We start from the raw sequence: 17,458 nt of genomic DNA on the forward strand, positions 1-17,458 counted from the left end.
TAGTGTGTCCTTGCGGGTTTGCCTTAAGAAAATATAGTGTTGTCAGGCAGTTGGCCGATTTTTACCAGCTGTCTACTGGAGGATTTTTTAGAATGAACGAATTTGAAGATTTGCTAAACAGTGTTAGCGAAGTTAACCCTGGTGATGTTGTCACTGCTGAAGTTTTGACAGTTGATAATGGTCAAGCAAACGTAATTATAGAAGGTACTGGTATCGAAGGTGTCTTGACACTTCGTGAATTGACAAATGACCGTGAAGCTGACATTAACGACTTTGTTAAATCCGGCGATAAAATCGAGGTGCTTGTGCTTCGTCAAGTTGTTGGAAAAGACACGGATACGGTAACCTACTTGGTTTCTAAAAAACGCTTGGAAGCACGGAAAGCTTGGGACAAACTTGTAGGCCGCGAAGAAGAAGTTGTTACTGTAAAAGGCACTCGTGCCGTTAAGGGCGGTCTTTCTGTTGAGTTTGAAGGACTCCGTGGTTTCATTCCAGCATCAATGCTTGATACGCGTTTTGTTCGCAATACTGAGCAATTTGTCGGTCAGGATATCGAAGCTAAAATCAAAGAAGTTGATCCAGCAGAAAACCGTTTTATCTTATCTCGTCGTGAAGTTGTTGAAGAAAAATCAGCAGCAGCCCGCAAGGAAGTATTTTCAAAACTTGAAGTGGGTTCAGTCGTTACTGGTAAGGTTGCTCGTTTGACAAGCTTTGGTGCCTTTGTTGACCTCGGCGGTGTTGACGGACTTGTTCACGTTACTGAATTATCTCATGAGCGCAATGTTTCGCCAAAATCAGTTGTATCTGTTGGTGATGAGATTGATGTTAAGGTTCTTGCTATCGATGAAGAAGCAGGCCGTGTATCCTTGTCATTAAAAGCAACGACACCTGGACCTTGGGATGGCGTAGAACAAAAATTGGCTGCTGGTGATGTTATTGACGGAACTGTTAAACGTTTGACTGATTTTGGCGCTTTTGTTGAAGTATTACCGGGTATTGATGGTCTGGTTCACATTTCACAAATTTCACATAAGCGTGTTGAAAATCCAAAAGATGTTTTGTCTGTTGGTCAAGAAGTTCAGGTGAAAGTACTTGATGTAAATGCTGAGGCTGAGCGTGTATCATTATCGATCAAGGCTTTGCAAGAGCGTCCAGCACAGGCTGAAGGTGAGGGTGAAAAACGCCCGTCACGTCCACGTCGTCCAAAACGTGAAGCTAAGCGCGATTACGAATTACCAGAAACACAAACAGGTTTCTCAATGGCAGATCTCTTTGGTGATATCGAATTATAAGAAAAATGAGCTTGGGCAAGTGTAAGTGTCCAAGCTCATTTTTATAGAAGCAACAAATTTATAGCAGTGGCAGTGTTAGGCCTATTCTATTATTAGTCCACAAGTTTTCAAACATGGCAGTTTTCTAATGTTTGTTAGCTAGTTGGGCTATTTTTTCATAAAAAGCAGATTTTTAGTCTGAAACCTAACAGATAAATCTCCTGAAAGCTTGCTATAACAGTCTATATGAGTATTATTTTTCAACAAAAAAAATGTAAATAACTAGTAATTTTTTTGAAAAAATGCTAATATAGTTTGGTGAGTAAAATAATTCAGCCTCTGATATTATTTTACCAGCTAAAACTTATTAAGGAGAGAATGATTTTCATGGAGAGAAAATTACATTACAAGTTGCATAAGGTTAAAAAGCAATGGGTGACTATTGCTGTGGCTTCTGCTGGTTTGGCAAGTGTAGTCGGAGCAGGGGCAGTCAGTCAGACTGTTTCTGCAGATGAGACTGCTAAAGATGTACAGGCAGTTGACAGTATCCAAGACCAAGGAGCCGATAATGAAGTAGTAGCGGACTCTAAAGATGCTGGTACTGTCAGTGCAACGGCCACCTCTGAACTGTCTCAGGCACAGGCAGCAGAGACTGCACCAGTGGAGCAGCAGTCTCTGCCTTCAGCAGCTCAAACTCAACCAGCGGCCGATGTGAAAGCTCAGCCTGCTCAACAGGCTTCAGCAAGCAGCCAAACGGCTACTTCTGAAGAGGCGGTTGCAACTCAAACTCCAGAAGCCGCTAAGTCAAGTCTGACGGAGCAAGAAGAAGCTGCAGCCTTGTCTTTGGATAAGATTAAAAAGGTAGACGGTAAATACTATTATGTCTTAGAAGATGGTTCTTATAAGAAGAATTTTGTCATTACCGTTAAGGGACAAATGTTGTATTTTGATGGGGAGACCGGGGCACTTTCAAGTACATCAACTCATTCTTTTACACAGGGTTTGACTCCGATTGTGACAGACTTTTCAGTTAACAATAAGGCCTACGATTCATCTGAAAAGAGCTTTGAACTTGTAGATGGTTACTTGACCGCTGAAAGCTGGTACCGTCCTGCTAAAATTCTGTCAAACGGCCAGACTTGGGTTGATTCTAAAGAAACTGATTTGCGTCCTGTTTTGATGACTTGGTGGCCAAATAAGGATACACAGGTAGCCTACCTCAATTATATGATTGATGCTTTAGGAATCAAGGACGAAAAATTTACCAATAAAACATCGCAAGTAGCTCTTAATACGGCTGCTGAGTTGATTCAAAAACATATTGAACAACGTATCAGCAAAGAGAAGAGTTCAGTATGGTTGCGTGAAGCAATGGCCGCTTTCGTAGCAACCCAGTCTCAATGGAACAGCGATTCTGAAAATTATGATAAAAAAGACCATCTTCAAGGTGGTGCTATCCTCTACACTAATAATAAATTAACGGAGTGGGCAGATTCTAAATACCGCCTGCTCAATCGTACCCCTACCTACCAAACTGGTAAAACTAAATATCATTTAGCCGATACTTATGGTGGTTATGAGTTCTTATTGGCCAATGATGTAGACAACTCTAATCCAGTCGTTCAAGCAGAAATGCTCAACCAAATCCACTACCTTATGAACTGGGGTTCTATCGTCATGGGAGACAAGGATGCCAACTTTGATGGTATTCGTGTCGATGCGGTTGATAATGTTAACGCCGATATGCTTCAAATCTATACGAACTACTTTAACTCTGTCTATGGCGTTAATAAGTCAGAGGCTAAGGCTTTGGCTCATATCTCTATCTTGGAAGCATGGTCTTATAATGACAACTATTACAACCAGGATACTAAAGGGGCAGCCCTAGCCATGGATAATGGTCTACGTACGTCTCTTCTTTACACGCTGACGCGTCCTTACAGTGAGCGTTCAGCTGGCATGGAAAATCTGATTAAATCAGAATACGGCTTGACTGATCGTACGGTCAACGACAAGTATGGTGATACACAGGCTTCTTATGTCTTTGTTCGTGCCCATGACTCAGAAGTACAAACCGTCATTGCTAAGATTATCGCTGAAAAGATTGACCCAACGACGGACGGCTTTACTTTCACCTTAGATCAATTAAAAGAAGCCTTCAAAATTTATAACGCGGATATGAAGAGTGTGGATAAGGTTTATACCCACTATAATATCCCAACAGCCTATGCTTTGATGCTGTCGAATATGGAGTCTGTCACTCGTGTTTATTACGGCGATCTCTATACTGATGATGGGCAATACATGGCGACGAAGTCTCCATACTATGATGCTATTGATACCTTGATGCGGGCTCGTATTCGCTACGCAGCTGGTGGTCAGACAATGGATCTCAAGGGCTATACACCTGATGACAGCATGGATACTAACCATTCAGATGCTGTCCTGAATAATACAGAAGTGTTAGTTTCTGTTCGCTATGGTCAAGATGTCATGTCTGCGGATGATACGACTGGTGGCAAATTGGCTAAAACATCTGGTATGTTCACATTGGTTTCCAATAATCCAGAGCTTAAATTAGCTAAGGATCAAGAGATTAAGGTTAATGTTGGTAAGATTCATGCTGGTCAAGCCTATCGACCATTGCTCTTAACGACTGATAAGGGTCTGCAAAAATATCTTAACGATTCAGATACGACCATCACAAAGGTTGCTGATAAGGATGGTTTCATTACTTTCACAGGCAGTGAAATCAAGGGTTACAAACAGGTTGAAGTCAATGGTTATTTGGCTGTTTGGGTGCCAGTTGGCGCTAAGGAAGATCAAGATATCCGTGTTGTTGCCTCAAACAAAGCTTATGGTAAGGACGATCAAACTTATCAAGCAACTCAGGCTTTAGAATCACAATTGATTTATGAAGGTTTCTCTAATTTCCAAGATTTTATAACGACAGATGCCGAGTATACCAATAAACTGATTGCACAAAATACAGATCTCTTCAAGGCTTGGGGAGTAACGTCATTTGAGATGGCGCCGCAGTATGTATCAGCAACTGATGGTACCTTCCTGGATTCGATTATTCAAAACGGATATGCCTTCAGTGACCGTTATGACCTTGCTATGAGCAAGAATAATAAATATGGTTCTAAGGAAGACTTGGCTAATGCCCTTAAGGCTCTCCATGCTGCAGGTATCCAAGCAATTGCTGACTGGGTTCCAGACCAAATCTATCAATTGCCAGGTAAAGAAGTAGTTACTGGTACGCGTGTTGATAATTACGGTAAGGTTAAGCATGACCAACCTTTAGTTAAAAAACTCTATCTAGCTAACACCAAGAGCAGCGGTAAGGATTATCAGGCTCAGTACGGTGGGGAATTCCTTGCAGAATTGCAAAAGCAATACCCTGAAATGTTTGATGTTAAGATGATCTCAACTGGTAAGACGATTGATCCGACTGTTAAGCTTAAGGTTTGGGAAGCTAAATACTTCAACGGAACCAATGTCCTGGGACGCGGTACAGACTATGTCCTTAGTGACAGCGGAACAGGTAAATACTTTACGGTTAATGATAAGGGTGAATTCTTACCAGCTGCGTTGACAGGTGATAAGACCGCTCAGACTGGTTTCTACCATGATGGTAAGGGAATGACTTACTATACGACTGCTGGTAATAAGGCTAAATTAGCCTTTATTCAAGAAGGTGGTCATCTCTATTACTTTGACCGTGAAGGTTATATGGTTACTGGTCCAGCTGTCATTAACAGCCAATTCTACTACATGCTGCCAAATGGTATCACTCTTCAAGATACTATTCTGGAGAGAGAAGATGGTAAATCTTACTACTATGGTAAGACCGGTATCATGTACAAGGGTAATAAATGGTTCCAAACAACAGATGCTGATGGTAACCTTCAATACCGTTACTTCGATCGCAATGGTGCTATGGCCATTGGCCTGGTTACGATTGATGGCAACATCCAATACTATGATGAAAATGGTTACCAGGTCAAGGGAGACTTTGTGACGGATAAGGATGGTCAAACCCGTTACTTCGATAAAAACAGTGGTAATCTGGTTAAGGATCAATTCCTTCTTCATCAGGGTCACTGGTATTACCTGAATGAGCAAGGTCTCCTCGCTAAGGGGGCTCAGACGATTAAAGGGCAACAGCTGTACTTCGATGTTAGGACGGGTGCCCAAGTTAAAGGGAATTTTGTCACAGATAAAAAAGGCAACATCTCTTACTACGACGCACAGTCTGGCGAGCTTAAGGTTGCAACCTTCTTTACGACTGGCCACAATGCTTGGTATTATGCTGATGCTGATGGGCATTTAGTCAAGGGTGAGCAAACCATCAAGGGACAGAGATTGTACTTTGATGCCAAGACTGGTAAACAAGTCAAAGGCGGATTTGTCAATGATCAAAAAGGCAGACGCTACTATGATGCTGACACTGGTTCCCTTGTTGTTAACGCCTTTATTGAGACGCAAGCCGGCTCTAATGAATGGTATTATATGGGAGCAGACGGCTATGCTGTTAAAGGTGATCAAAGAATTAAGAATAACCAACTCTACTTTGATGCTAAGACAGGTAAGCAAGCTAAAGGTGTTATTGTTGCCGCAGCTAATGGTCGTAAATACTTCTATGATGCTGATACAGGTGCACGCGTCACAAATCGCTTTGTACTAGTTGATGGAAACTGGTATTACTTTGGTTACGATGGTGCAGCCTACAGAGGTTTCCACGATATTAATGGTCAACATCTTTACTTTAATGAAGACGGCACTCAAGCTAAGGGTACGACCGTTAGAATTGATAATAGAACCTATACATTTGATGCTGATTCAGGTGAATTACTTTCTGTTATCTTTGACTAAATAGACTAAAAGGAGTTGAAAGCTTGCCTTCAGCTCCTTTTGCATGCTCTAATTGCGGTAACTGTCTAAATACTCTTTGACTGAAAACCGATGAAAAAACTGATTTAGGGTTAGTTGTGATTTGTACTAAAAAATGCGGGGACCTAACGAGACCTCTACTTAGTATTTTTTTACTAAAAAATAAAGGTAGGAACATTTCAAGCTAAAATATCGACATTTAACGATATTTTTCTTGACGGATGGTCGTGAATTTATTAAATTAGAGGATAGTTGAGTTTTCTCAATGTTATCATTTTAATTAAGGAAGGCCTTTCTAGTCATGAAATTACCAGTTAAAAAAATTCTTTTGACTTCAGCTGTGGTAGGGGCTATGCTAGCAACAACATCTAGTGTTTCAGCCCTAGGGATTACGGAGACTAATCGTTACGGAAGAACTCCTAATCCAGATTTAACCCCAGCTCCCCGTCAGGTTTATGTCACTAATCCCAATGTTGTCAACGTTAATGTTGCTGGCTACGGTATCCCAACTGAAGGGACAGATTTTTCTCAGTATTACTGGCGCGGCGACTCTACTAGCACAAATGTAGTCTATGATGAAGGTAGCAATACTTTCACTCATACAGAATATACCATTCGTTATTGGGAAGCCAAATAAGTTAAAGGAAAAAGTCTCGGTCTTGCCGGGGCTTTTAATCTATCCAGTTTTTCGAGTAGAGTACTTATTAGGCAGAGGGTCACAGTTATTACCCCTTTTTCTCAAAGATAGAGCTCAAACACAGGTACCGAAAAATCATTTTTAAGCGGCGAGGCTGAGCTGTTTTTGCTATAATGAAGTAACTTTAAAAGAAAGAGGAGTCATACCTTATGACGAATACAATAGATCTATCAAAACCGGTGGCCCTTATTATTAAGGAACATCCGGAAGTCAAGGACATCTTGATCGAGCTCGGCTTTAAACCCTTGGCTAACCCAGCTATGCTCCATACACTTGGGCGGACCACTAGTTTAAAAGCTGGTTCTAAATTAGCCAGTATTCCTCTGTCTAAGATTAAACAAACCTTGGAATTTAACGGTTATGATGTGATAGGAGACTAAGATGGATACAAATCGTATTGACATACTAAAGAATATTCTGATAGACCTCCACCAGGGCGCCAGTCAGGAATCGGTTCAGGAGCGTTTTAATCAACATTTCAAGGGGGTATCTGCACTGGAAATCTCTTTGATGGAACATGAGCTGATGTCTGATGAGCATTCAGGTGTTACCTTTGAGGATGTCATGGAGCTGTGTGATGTGCATGCTAATCTTTTTAAAAATGCAGTTGAAGGCGTTGAAGTAGATGACACAGAGCATCCTGGGCACCCTGTCTATGTTTTTAAACAGGAAAATTTAGCGCTGCGCGGTGCACTTATGCGGATTCGCCGGATTTTAGATAACTATGCCAATCCTGAGAATGCCGGATTTCAAAAAGACATTATCAAGGGTCTAAAGCATCAAATGCGTTTGCTAGGAGAGTTTCGCTGTCATTATAAACGTAAGGAAGAACTCATGTTTCCTATCATGGAGGCCTACGGACATGATTCTCCTCCCAGAGTAATGTGGGGTGTGGATGACGAGATACGAGAGCTTTTTAAGCAGGTCCAAGATTTGGTAGACCAACTGCCCAGTGTTGACATAGCAAAGGTTAACGAAGCGTTTGAGGCTTTTGCAGAAGAATTCGAGCAAATGATTTTTAAAGAAGAATCTATTTTGCTGATGATTCTGCTGGAAATCTTCACCCAGGATGATTGGCTGAAGATTGCTAGAGAAAGCGAGGCTGTTGGTTATGCTATTGTTAAACCTGAAGAAGAGTGGATCCCTCACAGAGAGTCTTTTGAGACAGCGAAAGCTGAAACTGAAGCAGTACCTACTAGTGAGACTGAGCTACAAGGTCAATCGCTGAGCTTAGAAGAGGGGCAGCAGGTTATTGATACACCTGAAGGTCAGTTTACTATTACCTTTACCCCAAAAAAGAAAACCGCTATTGATCGAACAACCCCCCAACCTTTTACGCATGGCTACCTATCCCTTGAACAGGCAAATTTGATTTTTGATCACCTACCATTAGAGATCACCTTTGTCAATAAGGACGATATCTTCCAGTATTATAACAACCATGTGCCGGCTAAGGACATGATTTTTAAACGTCTGCCCAGTCAGATTGGTCGCAATGTAGAGCTTTGTCACCCTCCTAAGGTTTTGGACAAGGTCAAAAAAGTGTTTGAAGTTCTGCGTACAGGCCAAAAAGACAAGGTGGAAATGTGGTTCCCATCTGAGCGCTTGGGGAAATTCGTTTATGTCACCTATGCAGCAGTTCGTGACGATGCTGGAGAATTTCAGGGAGTCTTAGAATATGTGCAAGATATCAAACCTTTTAGGGAATTGGACAGTGAAATTCATCGTGATGTCTAAAAACAGTAATGATTTTGAAATAAAGTGATAGCATTTTGTTAAAAATTTTTTGTAAATATCACGCTTCTTAGTGTTAAAATATGGCTGAAGTTTATTTCTAGGGAGGTTTTATTTATGTTGGCAGACGATCGCAGTGCAGGCTTTTTGGGCAGGTTAATTGTTGGTTTTATTATTATTATCATTGGTATGGTACTAGCTGTCACTATTCGTTCTGATGGCAGTAATCATATCGTAGGCACCACGGCTGGCGGTGTATTCATCGCTATTGGTGTCTTTTACGTTACAACAGGTTTTCGCCAGAAACGTTTGAGCCAGCAGGCCTATACGGAGCTTTACAATATTTATCCAGAGCTGAGCGGTAACTTGCAGTTGGCGAGAGAACAGGCAGATTATTGGGATGATGAGCTGCAGTTTTTAGTTTATCGCCATCACTTGATTACTTATCACAGTGGATTTTTCATTGCAGATTTGGACAGCGCGACTACTATTTATCACCATATCTTTAAGCCACAGACACGGAACGGTTCGGCTGAGAGAACCTTTTCATATTTAAATGTTGTCAGTATTTTTAGCAAAACAAGATCCCTCAGTATTAAAAATGTGGGAAGGATAACCGATCAGAGATTACAATCTTTATTTGCATTTTTAAGCAGCCGTTATCCCCATATGATGGTTGGTTACCGTTCCAATCAGTGAGAAGAAGGTGGCTGCTGCCATTATTAAAAACGGTTGTTTGGTATCTGACTTGTAGGGAGTTATAGCAGAAATATAAGAGAGATGAACAGCTAGATGTCTCAATGCTATGTAATGAAATCGTTGCTGAGTTAAAGTAAGGCTAAAAAATCGGATGAGCAGAAGGGGCAGTTAATGAAGCCCCTTTTGATTTGTTCAAGAAACTTATTTATCATAGTCTTATTTGCGAATCAAAATAATTGAATGCGCTAGCGACTCTGGTGAGATTGGAGATAAGATGAACAATGTTCATCACATTCGTTTAGGCTTCTCTGCTTTGGCCTTGTAGCAAAAGAAAGACCAGCCAACAATAATTCATTGGTGCCGAAGTGCCTAATGAACGGTGTAGGGGGAAGGCTAAGTTGGCGTCGCCAACAAATCTTGCTCCCAACCACTGCGGCGCCGAGAGCTTATTCCAAAACAGGAATACTGGACGAGTTTTTACCCAGCCTCAACAGATTGTGATCTTAAATTTTTTACTGAATAGTACCGCATATTGGTTATTGGTGGTTAAGGTCAGATAATCTATGATATAATGGGAGGTATGATTTCGGGAATTATCAATTTGAAAAAAGAGGCTGGTATGACCAGCCACGATGCAGTTTTCAAACTACGAAAAATTTTAGGGGAAAAGAAAATTGGTCACGGTGGGACCTTAGATCCTGATGTGACCGGTGTTTTACCTATTGCTGTCGGCAAGGCAACTCGGATGATTGAGTATATGACAGAGGCTGGTAAGGTCTACGAAGGCGAAATAACTCTTGGTTACTCAACGACGACAGAGGATGCAAGCGGCGAGCTTATCAGTCGGACGCCAGTACCGCAGTATTTAACAGCAGAAGAGGTCGACCGGGCGATGACAGCTTTTGTCGGTCAGATTGAACAAATTCCCCCTATGTACTCAGCGGTTAAGATTGCGGGGCGGAAACTTTATGAATATGCTCGAGCTGGTGAGACCGTTGAGCGCCCCAAGCGTCAGGTCACTATCAGGGAGTTCATACGGACATCACCTTTATTTTTTGAAGATGAACTCTGCCGTTTCAGTTTTCGCGTGACCTGCAGTAAGGGGACCTACGTTCGTACCTTGGCGGTTGATTTAGGAGGTCATCTGGGGTACGCTAGTCATATGTCTGGACTTCAGCGCACGGCCTCAGCAGGTCTACGGTTAGACACTGCCTTGAGCCTAGCTGAGATAGCTAATAAGGTAGTGGCGAAGGATGATTCTTTTTTGCTTCCCATAGAATACGGGGTTACGGATTTACCGAGAGTAGATGTATCAGAGGATGCTAAAAAAGCTATCGCTGTCGGTCGTTTTATTCCCTTGGAGAGGCAGGAAGAAATCTTGGCTGCCTTTCATGAAGGACATCTTATTGCTATTTTAGAAAAAAGAAGGGCTTCTTATAAGCCGCGAAAGGTTTTAATTTAATATATTATGGATATTATTTCTATTAGAGGGCCGGAGGATATTGAGCTAAATACTGATACAGTTTTAGTCTTGGGATATTTTGACGCTCTGCATAGTGGCCATAAAGTTCTCTTTGACAAAGCTCGGGAAATTGCTCAGCAGGAGCAGCTGAAGGTGGCTGTGCTGACCTTCTACGAATCTCCCAAGTTAACTTTTGCGCATTTTGAGCCGGATCTGCTTAATCATTTAACCTATCCGGAAAAGCGCTATAATTTGTTTGCGGATTATGGAGTGGATTATCTTTATTTAACGAACTTTACAGCGGCTTTTTCTAAGGTCAGTTCGGATGATTTTATCAATACTTACATCAAGCGACTGCAAGCCCAGGTTATCGTAGTTGGTTTTGACTATAAATTTGGTCATAACCGGACCGATGCAGACTACTTGTCTCGAAATTTTAGAGGTCGGGTGGTTACTGTTCCGGAAGTGAAATCAAAAGGAGAAAAAATTTCCTCAACGCGTATCCGCCAACTGGTAGCACAAGGAAACGTAGCTCAGGCAAACCATCTCCTCGGTTATGAATTTTCTACTCGAGGGCTTGTTGTTCACGGGGATGCACGTGGTCGTACTATAGGTTTTCCAACGGCTAATTTAGCCCCGATTGACCGTACATTTCTTCCGGCGGATGGGGTTTATGTTACGGATGTCCTTATGACAGATAAGCGTTATCGGGCTATGACTAGTATTGGAAAAAATGTTACCTTTGGAGGCAGCGAATTACGACTAGAAGTCCATATATTTGATTTTGATGGCGACATTTATGGTGAACAGCTAGAGATCATCTGGTTGGATAAAATTCGTGAGATGATCAAGTTCAACAATATCGATGAACTTGTCGATCAGCTTCATCGGGATCAAATAGCTGCCCAAAAATGGGAATCTTCTCACCCAGTTTAAATCAGATTGGGGAGGGAAATTTTGGACAGCAAGTGAGGCTTGTTCAAAATTATCTAGTAATTTAGAATGATTTTTTGTATAATGTCAGGGTGAAAGGGTTTGAGGTTTTGCTTTTATGATTACGCTATTTTTATCACCTAGCTGCACCAGTTGCCGTAAAGCCCGTGCTTGGCTGAGCAATCATGAGGTGGCCTTTCAGGAGCATAATATTATTACCAGTCCCTTATCTCCTGAGGAATTGAGGGCTATTTTAGCCTTGACTGAAAATGGGACTGAAGATATTATTTCGACCCGATCAAAAGTTTTTCAAAAATTAGATTTGGATGTTGACGAGCTGTCTATTTCAGAATTGATTGATTTAATTGCTGAAAATCCGAGCCTGCTTCGCCGCCCGATTATTTTGGACAAGAAAAGGATGCAAATCGGTTTTAATGAAGATGAAATTCGCGCCTTTTTGCCCCGTGATTATCGGCAGCAGGAGCTTCGTCAAGCAACACTTAGAGCAGAATTAGAGGGAAGCCATGAATAAAAATTATTCTTATCCGCTCGATTCTTCTTGGAGCACTGACGAGATTACATCAGTGCTCTCTTTTTTGAATCGTGTTGAGGAAGTTTACGAAACAAGAGCTGATGCCCAAACACTGCTAAGTACTTACAAAGCATTTAAGGCAGTGGTTCCGAGCAAGATGCAGGAAAAGCAGATTGATCGTGCCTTTGAAAAGAGCAGCGGTTACTCTATCTATAGAGCAGTGCAGGCTGCTAAAGCTCAAGAGAAAGGATGGATTTCTCTTGGAAGCTAAATTTCAGTTTGCACAAGATTTAATCCGTCAGGCCGGTGCCTATGTTCGCGGGCGAATGGCGGAAGATTTACAGATTGAAGAAAAAGAACGCTTTGATGATTTAGTCACCAATATTGATAAGGATACCCAAGACTTTATGGTCGAGCGTATTCTGGCTGCCTACCCGCAGGACAATATCTTGGGTGAGGAAAATAATCTTTATCATGATCTTAAGGACGGCCGCGTTTGGGTTTTGGATCCCATTGACGGAACGGTTAATTTCATTGCGCAGGGGCGTGATTTTGCCGTGATGATTGCCTATTATGAAGAAGGACTGGGTAAATTTGGACTTATTTATGATGTCATGGCTGAGAAGCTTTACAGCGGGGGTGATCAATTTCCTGTTACCTGTAATGATCGTCAGCTAGTTCCTTATCGCCCTTATCCCTTGAGTCGCCAGTTAATTGGTGCTAATGGCAGTATGTATGCCAAAAATTATCATGGCCTAGCTGACTTGGCTCAGGAACTTCTGGGTGTAAGGGTGCTTGGCAGTGCAGGTATTAGCATGAGTAGGGTTCTAGAAGGGCAATTGATGGGCTATTTTTCAGTTATTTCACCGTGGGACTACGCGGCTGCTAGTATCATGGGGCAAAAGCTTGGCTATGAGCTGCTGAGTATGTCAAAAGAACCGATAGATTACCGGAACCGTCAGGCTGTTATGCTAATTCCTAAGCAAGAGGTTGAGCGTATTAAATCTATCATAAGGTGATTCTCTTACTGAAACACACCTAGCTCTCCTCATAGTTTATGCTGAACTCAAGAGGCTGGGCAAAACATCCATGATGGCTCCGCCCTCACCCACAGGATAATGAAAACGGGCACAAAACCCTCACTAGGTGTATAATCTTAGTGAGGGCTTTGTGGTTGACGAGTTAATGATTCTAGTAATCGAGGGCAAAACTCTTGATGCAGTGGTTGGCTGGTTTTCCTTTTGCCGCAAGGCCAAAGCGGAAAACCTAAACAAATGTGATGAACGCTGTTCATCTTATTTCCAACCTTAAAAGATCCCCCAGATCTTTGGGAGCTTTATGCGGGGGTGGGTTAAAACTTGCAAAGCAAGTATCAAAAACGGTCTGGGGAGAGACCGTTTCAGGTCACCGCCTAGAAATTAGAGAGTGGTGAGAACCAAAATTTTCAATTTTTGGTTCTTTCCTACTCCCTTTTTATTTATGTAAAAAAACGAACTAAAAATGAAACATAAGCTGTTATCGTAGTAATTATTCAGTATAAATTATATAATATTACATATAAATTAAAAAGGAGAGAGATCAGTGAAGCACACTATCAGAGAAAAACAGCGGTTTTCGATCAGAAAACGCAAACATATTGGAGCCGGTTCGATCCTTTTGGGATTGACCTTATTTATGGTGTCTTTGGGAGCGTCTGCTAAATCAGAGGATCTTGTAACTCAAAATAGTAACGCAGGTGCAGTTCAGCTAGCAGATGAGTCCCCCAATGTGGCTGATAGTGGCGATGCTTCGGCAGCTTCTAATGAAGAAAACCAGGATTCGGTCAATGAGGCTCAAAAAGCAGCAAGGACAGTAACGATTACTTATACGGTTGTTTACGTTGATACCTCTGGGCAGGAAGTTTATCGAACAACTAAGACAAAGACCGTAACCGTTCTAGATCAAACTCCGGCTAGCACTTCCGTAACGGAAAATGGCGAAGCAATTTCTTCAGCTGCTGCCTTGGCTAACTATCAGCTGCTTGGGGGAGCCGTAACGCAAACCATTACGGAATCTGCTGATAATACGATTACCTTGCAAGTCACGGCTAAAGAAACTGGCGAAGATTCAAAAAAGGCTGGAGAGGACAGGGAAGTTTCTGAGCCCTCCTCAGCAGTTTCGACTAGTTGGGAAAATACGGATCAGCAAAGGGATAGGGCACCTCAAGTAGCTGTTGTCAATCAGAATACTATCAACTCAGCAACTGAGATTGACTCGTCTGCCAGCCCTAGATTTGACCTTAAACCGGAGGAAAGCCAGCCCTTGGTTCGTGCTTTTCGCGCATCGGTAGCCAGCAGCACTGCGTTGAATATAGCGGCAACAGCACCCGAGAGCCCAAGTGATTCTGAGCTTCCACCGGAACCTGACGAGGCTGCAGATATTTCTGGTTTAGGCATTACAGAAGTCAAATTTTATAATGAAAATGAGCTGGTATCTACCCAGTATGTTAAGGCGGGTGATTATCTTTTAGAACCAAATCTTCCAATATCGGGAGATAAGGCCTTCAAAGGCTGGTTGTACAATAGCCAAATTTTAGACTTCAGCCAACCCGTTGATTTTCCAGCGGGAGAAGAAGTTGCTATTCATGCGAATTACTCGGATACAGTCCGCGTAACGTTTAAAAATGACGAGGGTGTCATCGTATCAGTGAAGGAAATTCCGACAGGGACAACAACTGATGCTGATGATGTGGCTATCTTGTCTCCGAAAGATTCCTTTATTTTTTCTCACTGGTCAACTTCGCCTAATGGTAGTGATTCTTTTGATTTTAATCGAGCGATTACGCAGGACACTACCCTTTATGCTGTCATTAAAAATCAAAAGACCATTACGTTTGATTCCAACGGTGGAACCAGCATTACCAGCATTTATATTGATTCTGGATCTGTAGCAGATAATCTACCAAATGGTCTGCCCCAGCCCACTCGTCAAGGTTACACTTTTGCGGGTTGGATTAACAGCCGGACAGGTGCTGCTGTTGATACGGCTGCTGAGATTACAAATGACCAATTTTATAAGGCGCAGTGGACGGCTAATACCGATACTCCCTATAAGGTTGTCTACTGGATAGAAAATCCAACTGGAACGCGTGAATCTAGCGGTATTAATTATGCGGTTGGAGCGATTGACGAATTAAGAGGACGGACGGGGGATCCCATCATCCACCGTACCCCAACTTTCCTTACCAGCAATAATCTCTATGACCTGTCTTCTTACCAACCGGAAGTTGGTCAAAAAAGCATTACAGGTGACGGTGAAGCGGTTCTTAATGTCTATTATGAACGGCACAAATTCCGTTTGGATGTTGTGATGAGAACTTATTGGGGAAATAATACATCAACCTACTATGTTAAGTGGGGAGAGCCGCTGACTCCTTATCTGGATAATAAGGGGGTGTCATCATGGCGTATAAGCCCATCTAATAACCTATTGGCCCGACTCAACTACCCTATGCCAACCCAGGATACGACTGTCACTCAGGATACTATCGTATTCTCTGCCCGGCCAACACTTTACTATATTGATGTTGATACTGGTGAAACGATCAATCAGGTAACTATTAATTCATCTGTTGGCAATACACTTAATATTACGGCACCGGTAGAAGGGTATAATTTTGTTCGTATTGAGGGACAAAGACCTGGTGCAACCAGTATTAGAATTGACGGCAGCGATATTAGAGCCTACTATCGTAAAAAGAAATTCAATGTCACCTTTGTGACCAATAATGATGCTATCAGAGACTTTGTGTCAAATGTCGACTACAAATCAAGAGTAGAACCCCTTGTCCCAACCTCAATGGAGCAGTATGTGACCAAGAAAAAGGACGAATTCGGGGTCAGCTACGTCTTTACTGGCTGGTATGACAATGCGGCTACAAGTGGTGAGTCTGTCGATTTTTCTGATGCACGGGTGCCATCTGGCGGTTTGGTCTACTACGCTGGCTGGGCTAAAGAGTATGTAGATGTAACGGTTCATAAAGATACGGTCATAGATAACAGTGCGACAGATAAATATGTTTTATTGGTCAGCTCGGGTAATTCTGTCCTCAATCCGGATAATAAATATGCTGTTTTAGATAGTGGGGGTAATGTTGAGAAGGATGAGACTGGTACTCCGCTAGTTGATAGTAGGAAGGTATTTGATGGTGAACTAGAGGTTAATGACAAGATTAACTTTGATGGCAGTCTACTTGCGCCAACATGGTATAAATTAGTTAATGGCCGCCTAGAAAAGGCAAACTTAGCGGATGAAATTACTGAACCAGGAACAGTTCTAGTACCTGTCTGGGAGTATCCAGCCAAGACAATCGTCTATAATGCCAACGGCGGTAGTGATGCACCAGCTACAGATGACTTGCAGTTTTTGGAAAATACAACGATTGTTGATCAAGGAAACATGAAAGCTCCAAGTGAGGAGCAAGTATTTACTGGCTGGAATACCTCACCCGATGGAAGTGGAAAGCGCTATACGCCTAGGGAAGTAATTGCATTTAATCAATTTTCTGGAAATACTTTGACTTTATATGCCCAATGGCGTCAGAACCCAGATTATAATTTTTCAACAATCACTTACAATCCAAATGGTGGTAATGGTTCAGTTGTTGAGAAACGTTACAAGGCCAACAGTCCGGTCTACATTAGAAATCAAGGCTACTGGCGTCCCGATCATAATTTGATCGGCTGGTTCACAAAAGAAGGTGCCGTTGAAGGAGACGAAAGCTATGGCACCGGCGCCAAAATTCCAGCATCAAATATGACGCTTTATGCGGTTTGGACTGAAAAGCTAACCGCACAAGCAGTAACACCGAACATTTTGGTAGATAAGACTGATGCAGGGGGAAAGTCGGTTGTAACTACTAATAAACCAAATGCCACCATTGTACCAAGCACTGATGCTTATGGCCTTTCAATAGATGAAAATGGCCATTTAGTCGGTAGAGCAGATGTCACGGATTGGAACGGCAGCCAAGATGAAGAGAGGAATATCAGTCTATCCGTTTCTGTAACATTAAAAGTAACACGACCAAATGGTAATTCTACTAATGAAGTTGTTACTGTTCAGGTGCCGATCCAAGTGCAACGGGATACGGATGGCGACGGCGAACCGGATGTGACGGACGTGGACGATGATGGCGACGGACTTTCGGATGACCAGGATCAGAATCCGAAGCGTCGGGATACGACGGGCCCACT

12 protein-coding genes are annotated in these 17,458 nt (G+C 42.3%); all 12 read left to right on the forward strand.

Annotated elements, in window-relative coordinates; translation table 11 throughout:
- Positions 1–92 precede the first annotated feature (92 nt).
- The gene (gene rpsA, locus ACVR1G_RS05040; protein ID WP_447452102.1) at positions 93–1,292 is read left to right on the forward strand and encodes a 30S ribosomal protein S1; all 1,200 of its coding nucleotides are present in this window, start codon (positions 93–95) and stop codon (positions 1,290–1,292) included.
- 366 nt (positions 1,293–1,658) lie between these two features.
- On the forward strand, positions 1,659–6,149 hold the full coding sequence (locus ACVR1G_RS05045) for a glycoside hydrolase family 70 protein (RefSeq protein ID WP_447452103.1): 4,491 nt from the start codon (positions 1,659–1,661) through the stop codon (positions 6,147–6,149).
- Positions 6,150–6,468: 319 nt separating this feature from the next.
- Complete coding sequence (locus ACVR1G_RS05050; RefSeq protein WP_447452104.1) at positions 6,469–6,804, forward strand: hypothetical protein; 336 nt, start codon at positions 6,469–6,471, stop codon at positions 6,802–6,804.
- A gap of 209 nt (positions 6,805–7,013) precedes the next feature.
- Positions 7,014–7,244, forward strand: coding sequence for a DUF1858 domain-containing protein (locus tag ACVR1G_RS05055; RefSeq protein ID WP_447452105.1), 231 nt, complete (start codon positions 7,014–7,016; stop codon positions 7,242–7,244).
- 1 nt (position 7,245) lies between these two features.
- Entirely contained in the window at positions 7,246–8,601 is a 1,356-nt protein-coding gene (locus ACVR1G_RS05060; RefSeq protein WP_447452106.1) for a DUF438 domain-containing protein, read from the forward strand.
- A 114-nt stretch (positions 8,602–8,715) separates the two neighbouring features.
- The gene (locus tag ACVR1G_RS05065; protein ID WP_447452107.1) at positions 8,716–9,297 is read left to right on the forward strand and encodes a hypothetical protein; all 582 of its coding nucleotides are present in this window, start codon (positions 8,716–8,718) and stop codon (positions 9,295–9,297) included.
- A gap of 580 nt (positions 9,298–9,877) precedes the next feature.
- Positions 9,878–10,759 (forward strand): tRNA pseudouridine(55) synthase TruB, encoded by an 882-nt coding sequence (gene truB / locus ACVR1G_RS05070; RefSeq protein WP_447452108.1) that lies wholly within the window; start codon positions 9,878–9,880, stop codon positions 10,757–10,759.
- A gap of 6 nt (positions 10,760–10,765) precedes the next feature.
- On the forward strand, positions 10,766–11,695 hold the full coding sequence (locus ACVR1G_RS05075; protein WP_447452109.1) for a bifunctional riboflavin kinase/FAD synthetase: 930 nt from the start codon (positions 10,766–10,768) through the stop codon (positions 11,693–11,695).
- 115 nt (positions 11,696–11,810) lie between these two features.
- Positions 11,811–12,224, forward strand: a complete 414-nt coding sequence (locus tag ACVR1G_RS05080; RefSeq protein WP_447452110.1) for a Spx/MgsR family RNA polymerase-binding regulatory protein — start codon at positions 11,811–11,813, stop codon at positions 12,222–12,224.
- Positions 12,217–12,495: a UPF0223 family protein gene (locus tag ACVR1G_RS05085; protein WP_447452111.1), complete on the forward strand. Its 279-nt coding sequence runs from the start codon at positions 12,217–12,219 to the stop codon at positions 12,493–12,495. The genes ACVR1G_RS05080 and ACVR1G_RS05085 overlap by 8 nt, the downstream gene beginning before the upstream one ends.
- Positions 12,485–13,243, forward strand: coding sequence for an inositol monophosphatase family protein (locus tag ACVR1G_RS05090; protein WP_447452112.1), 759 nt, complete (start codon positions 12,485–12,487; stop codon positions 13,241–13,243). The genes ACVR1G_RS05085 and ACVR1G_RS05090 overlap by 11 nt, the downstream gene beginning before the upstream one ends.
- Positions 13,244–13,805: 562 nt before the next feature.
- Positions 13,806–17,458, forward strand: a 3,653-nt coding sequence (locus ACVR1G_RS05095) for an InlB B-repeat-containing protein (protein ID WP_447452113.1), incomplete at its 3' end; no start/stop codon positions are given.

It is taken from the genome of Streptococcus dentasini, from assembly GCF_053206945.1.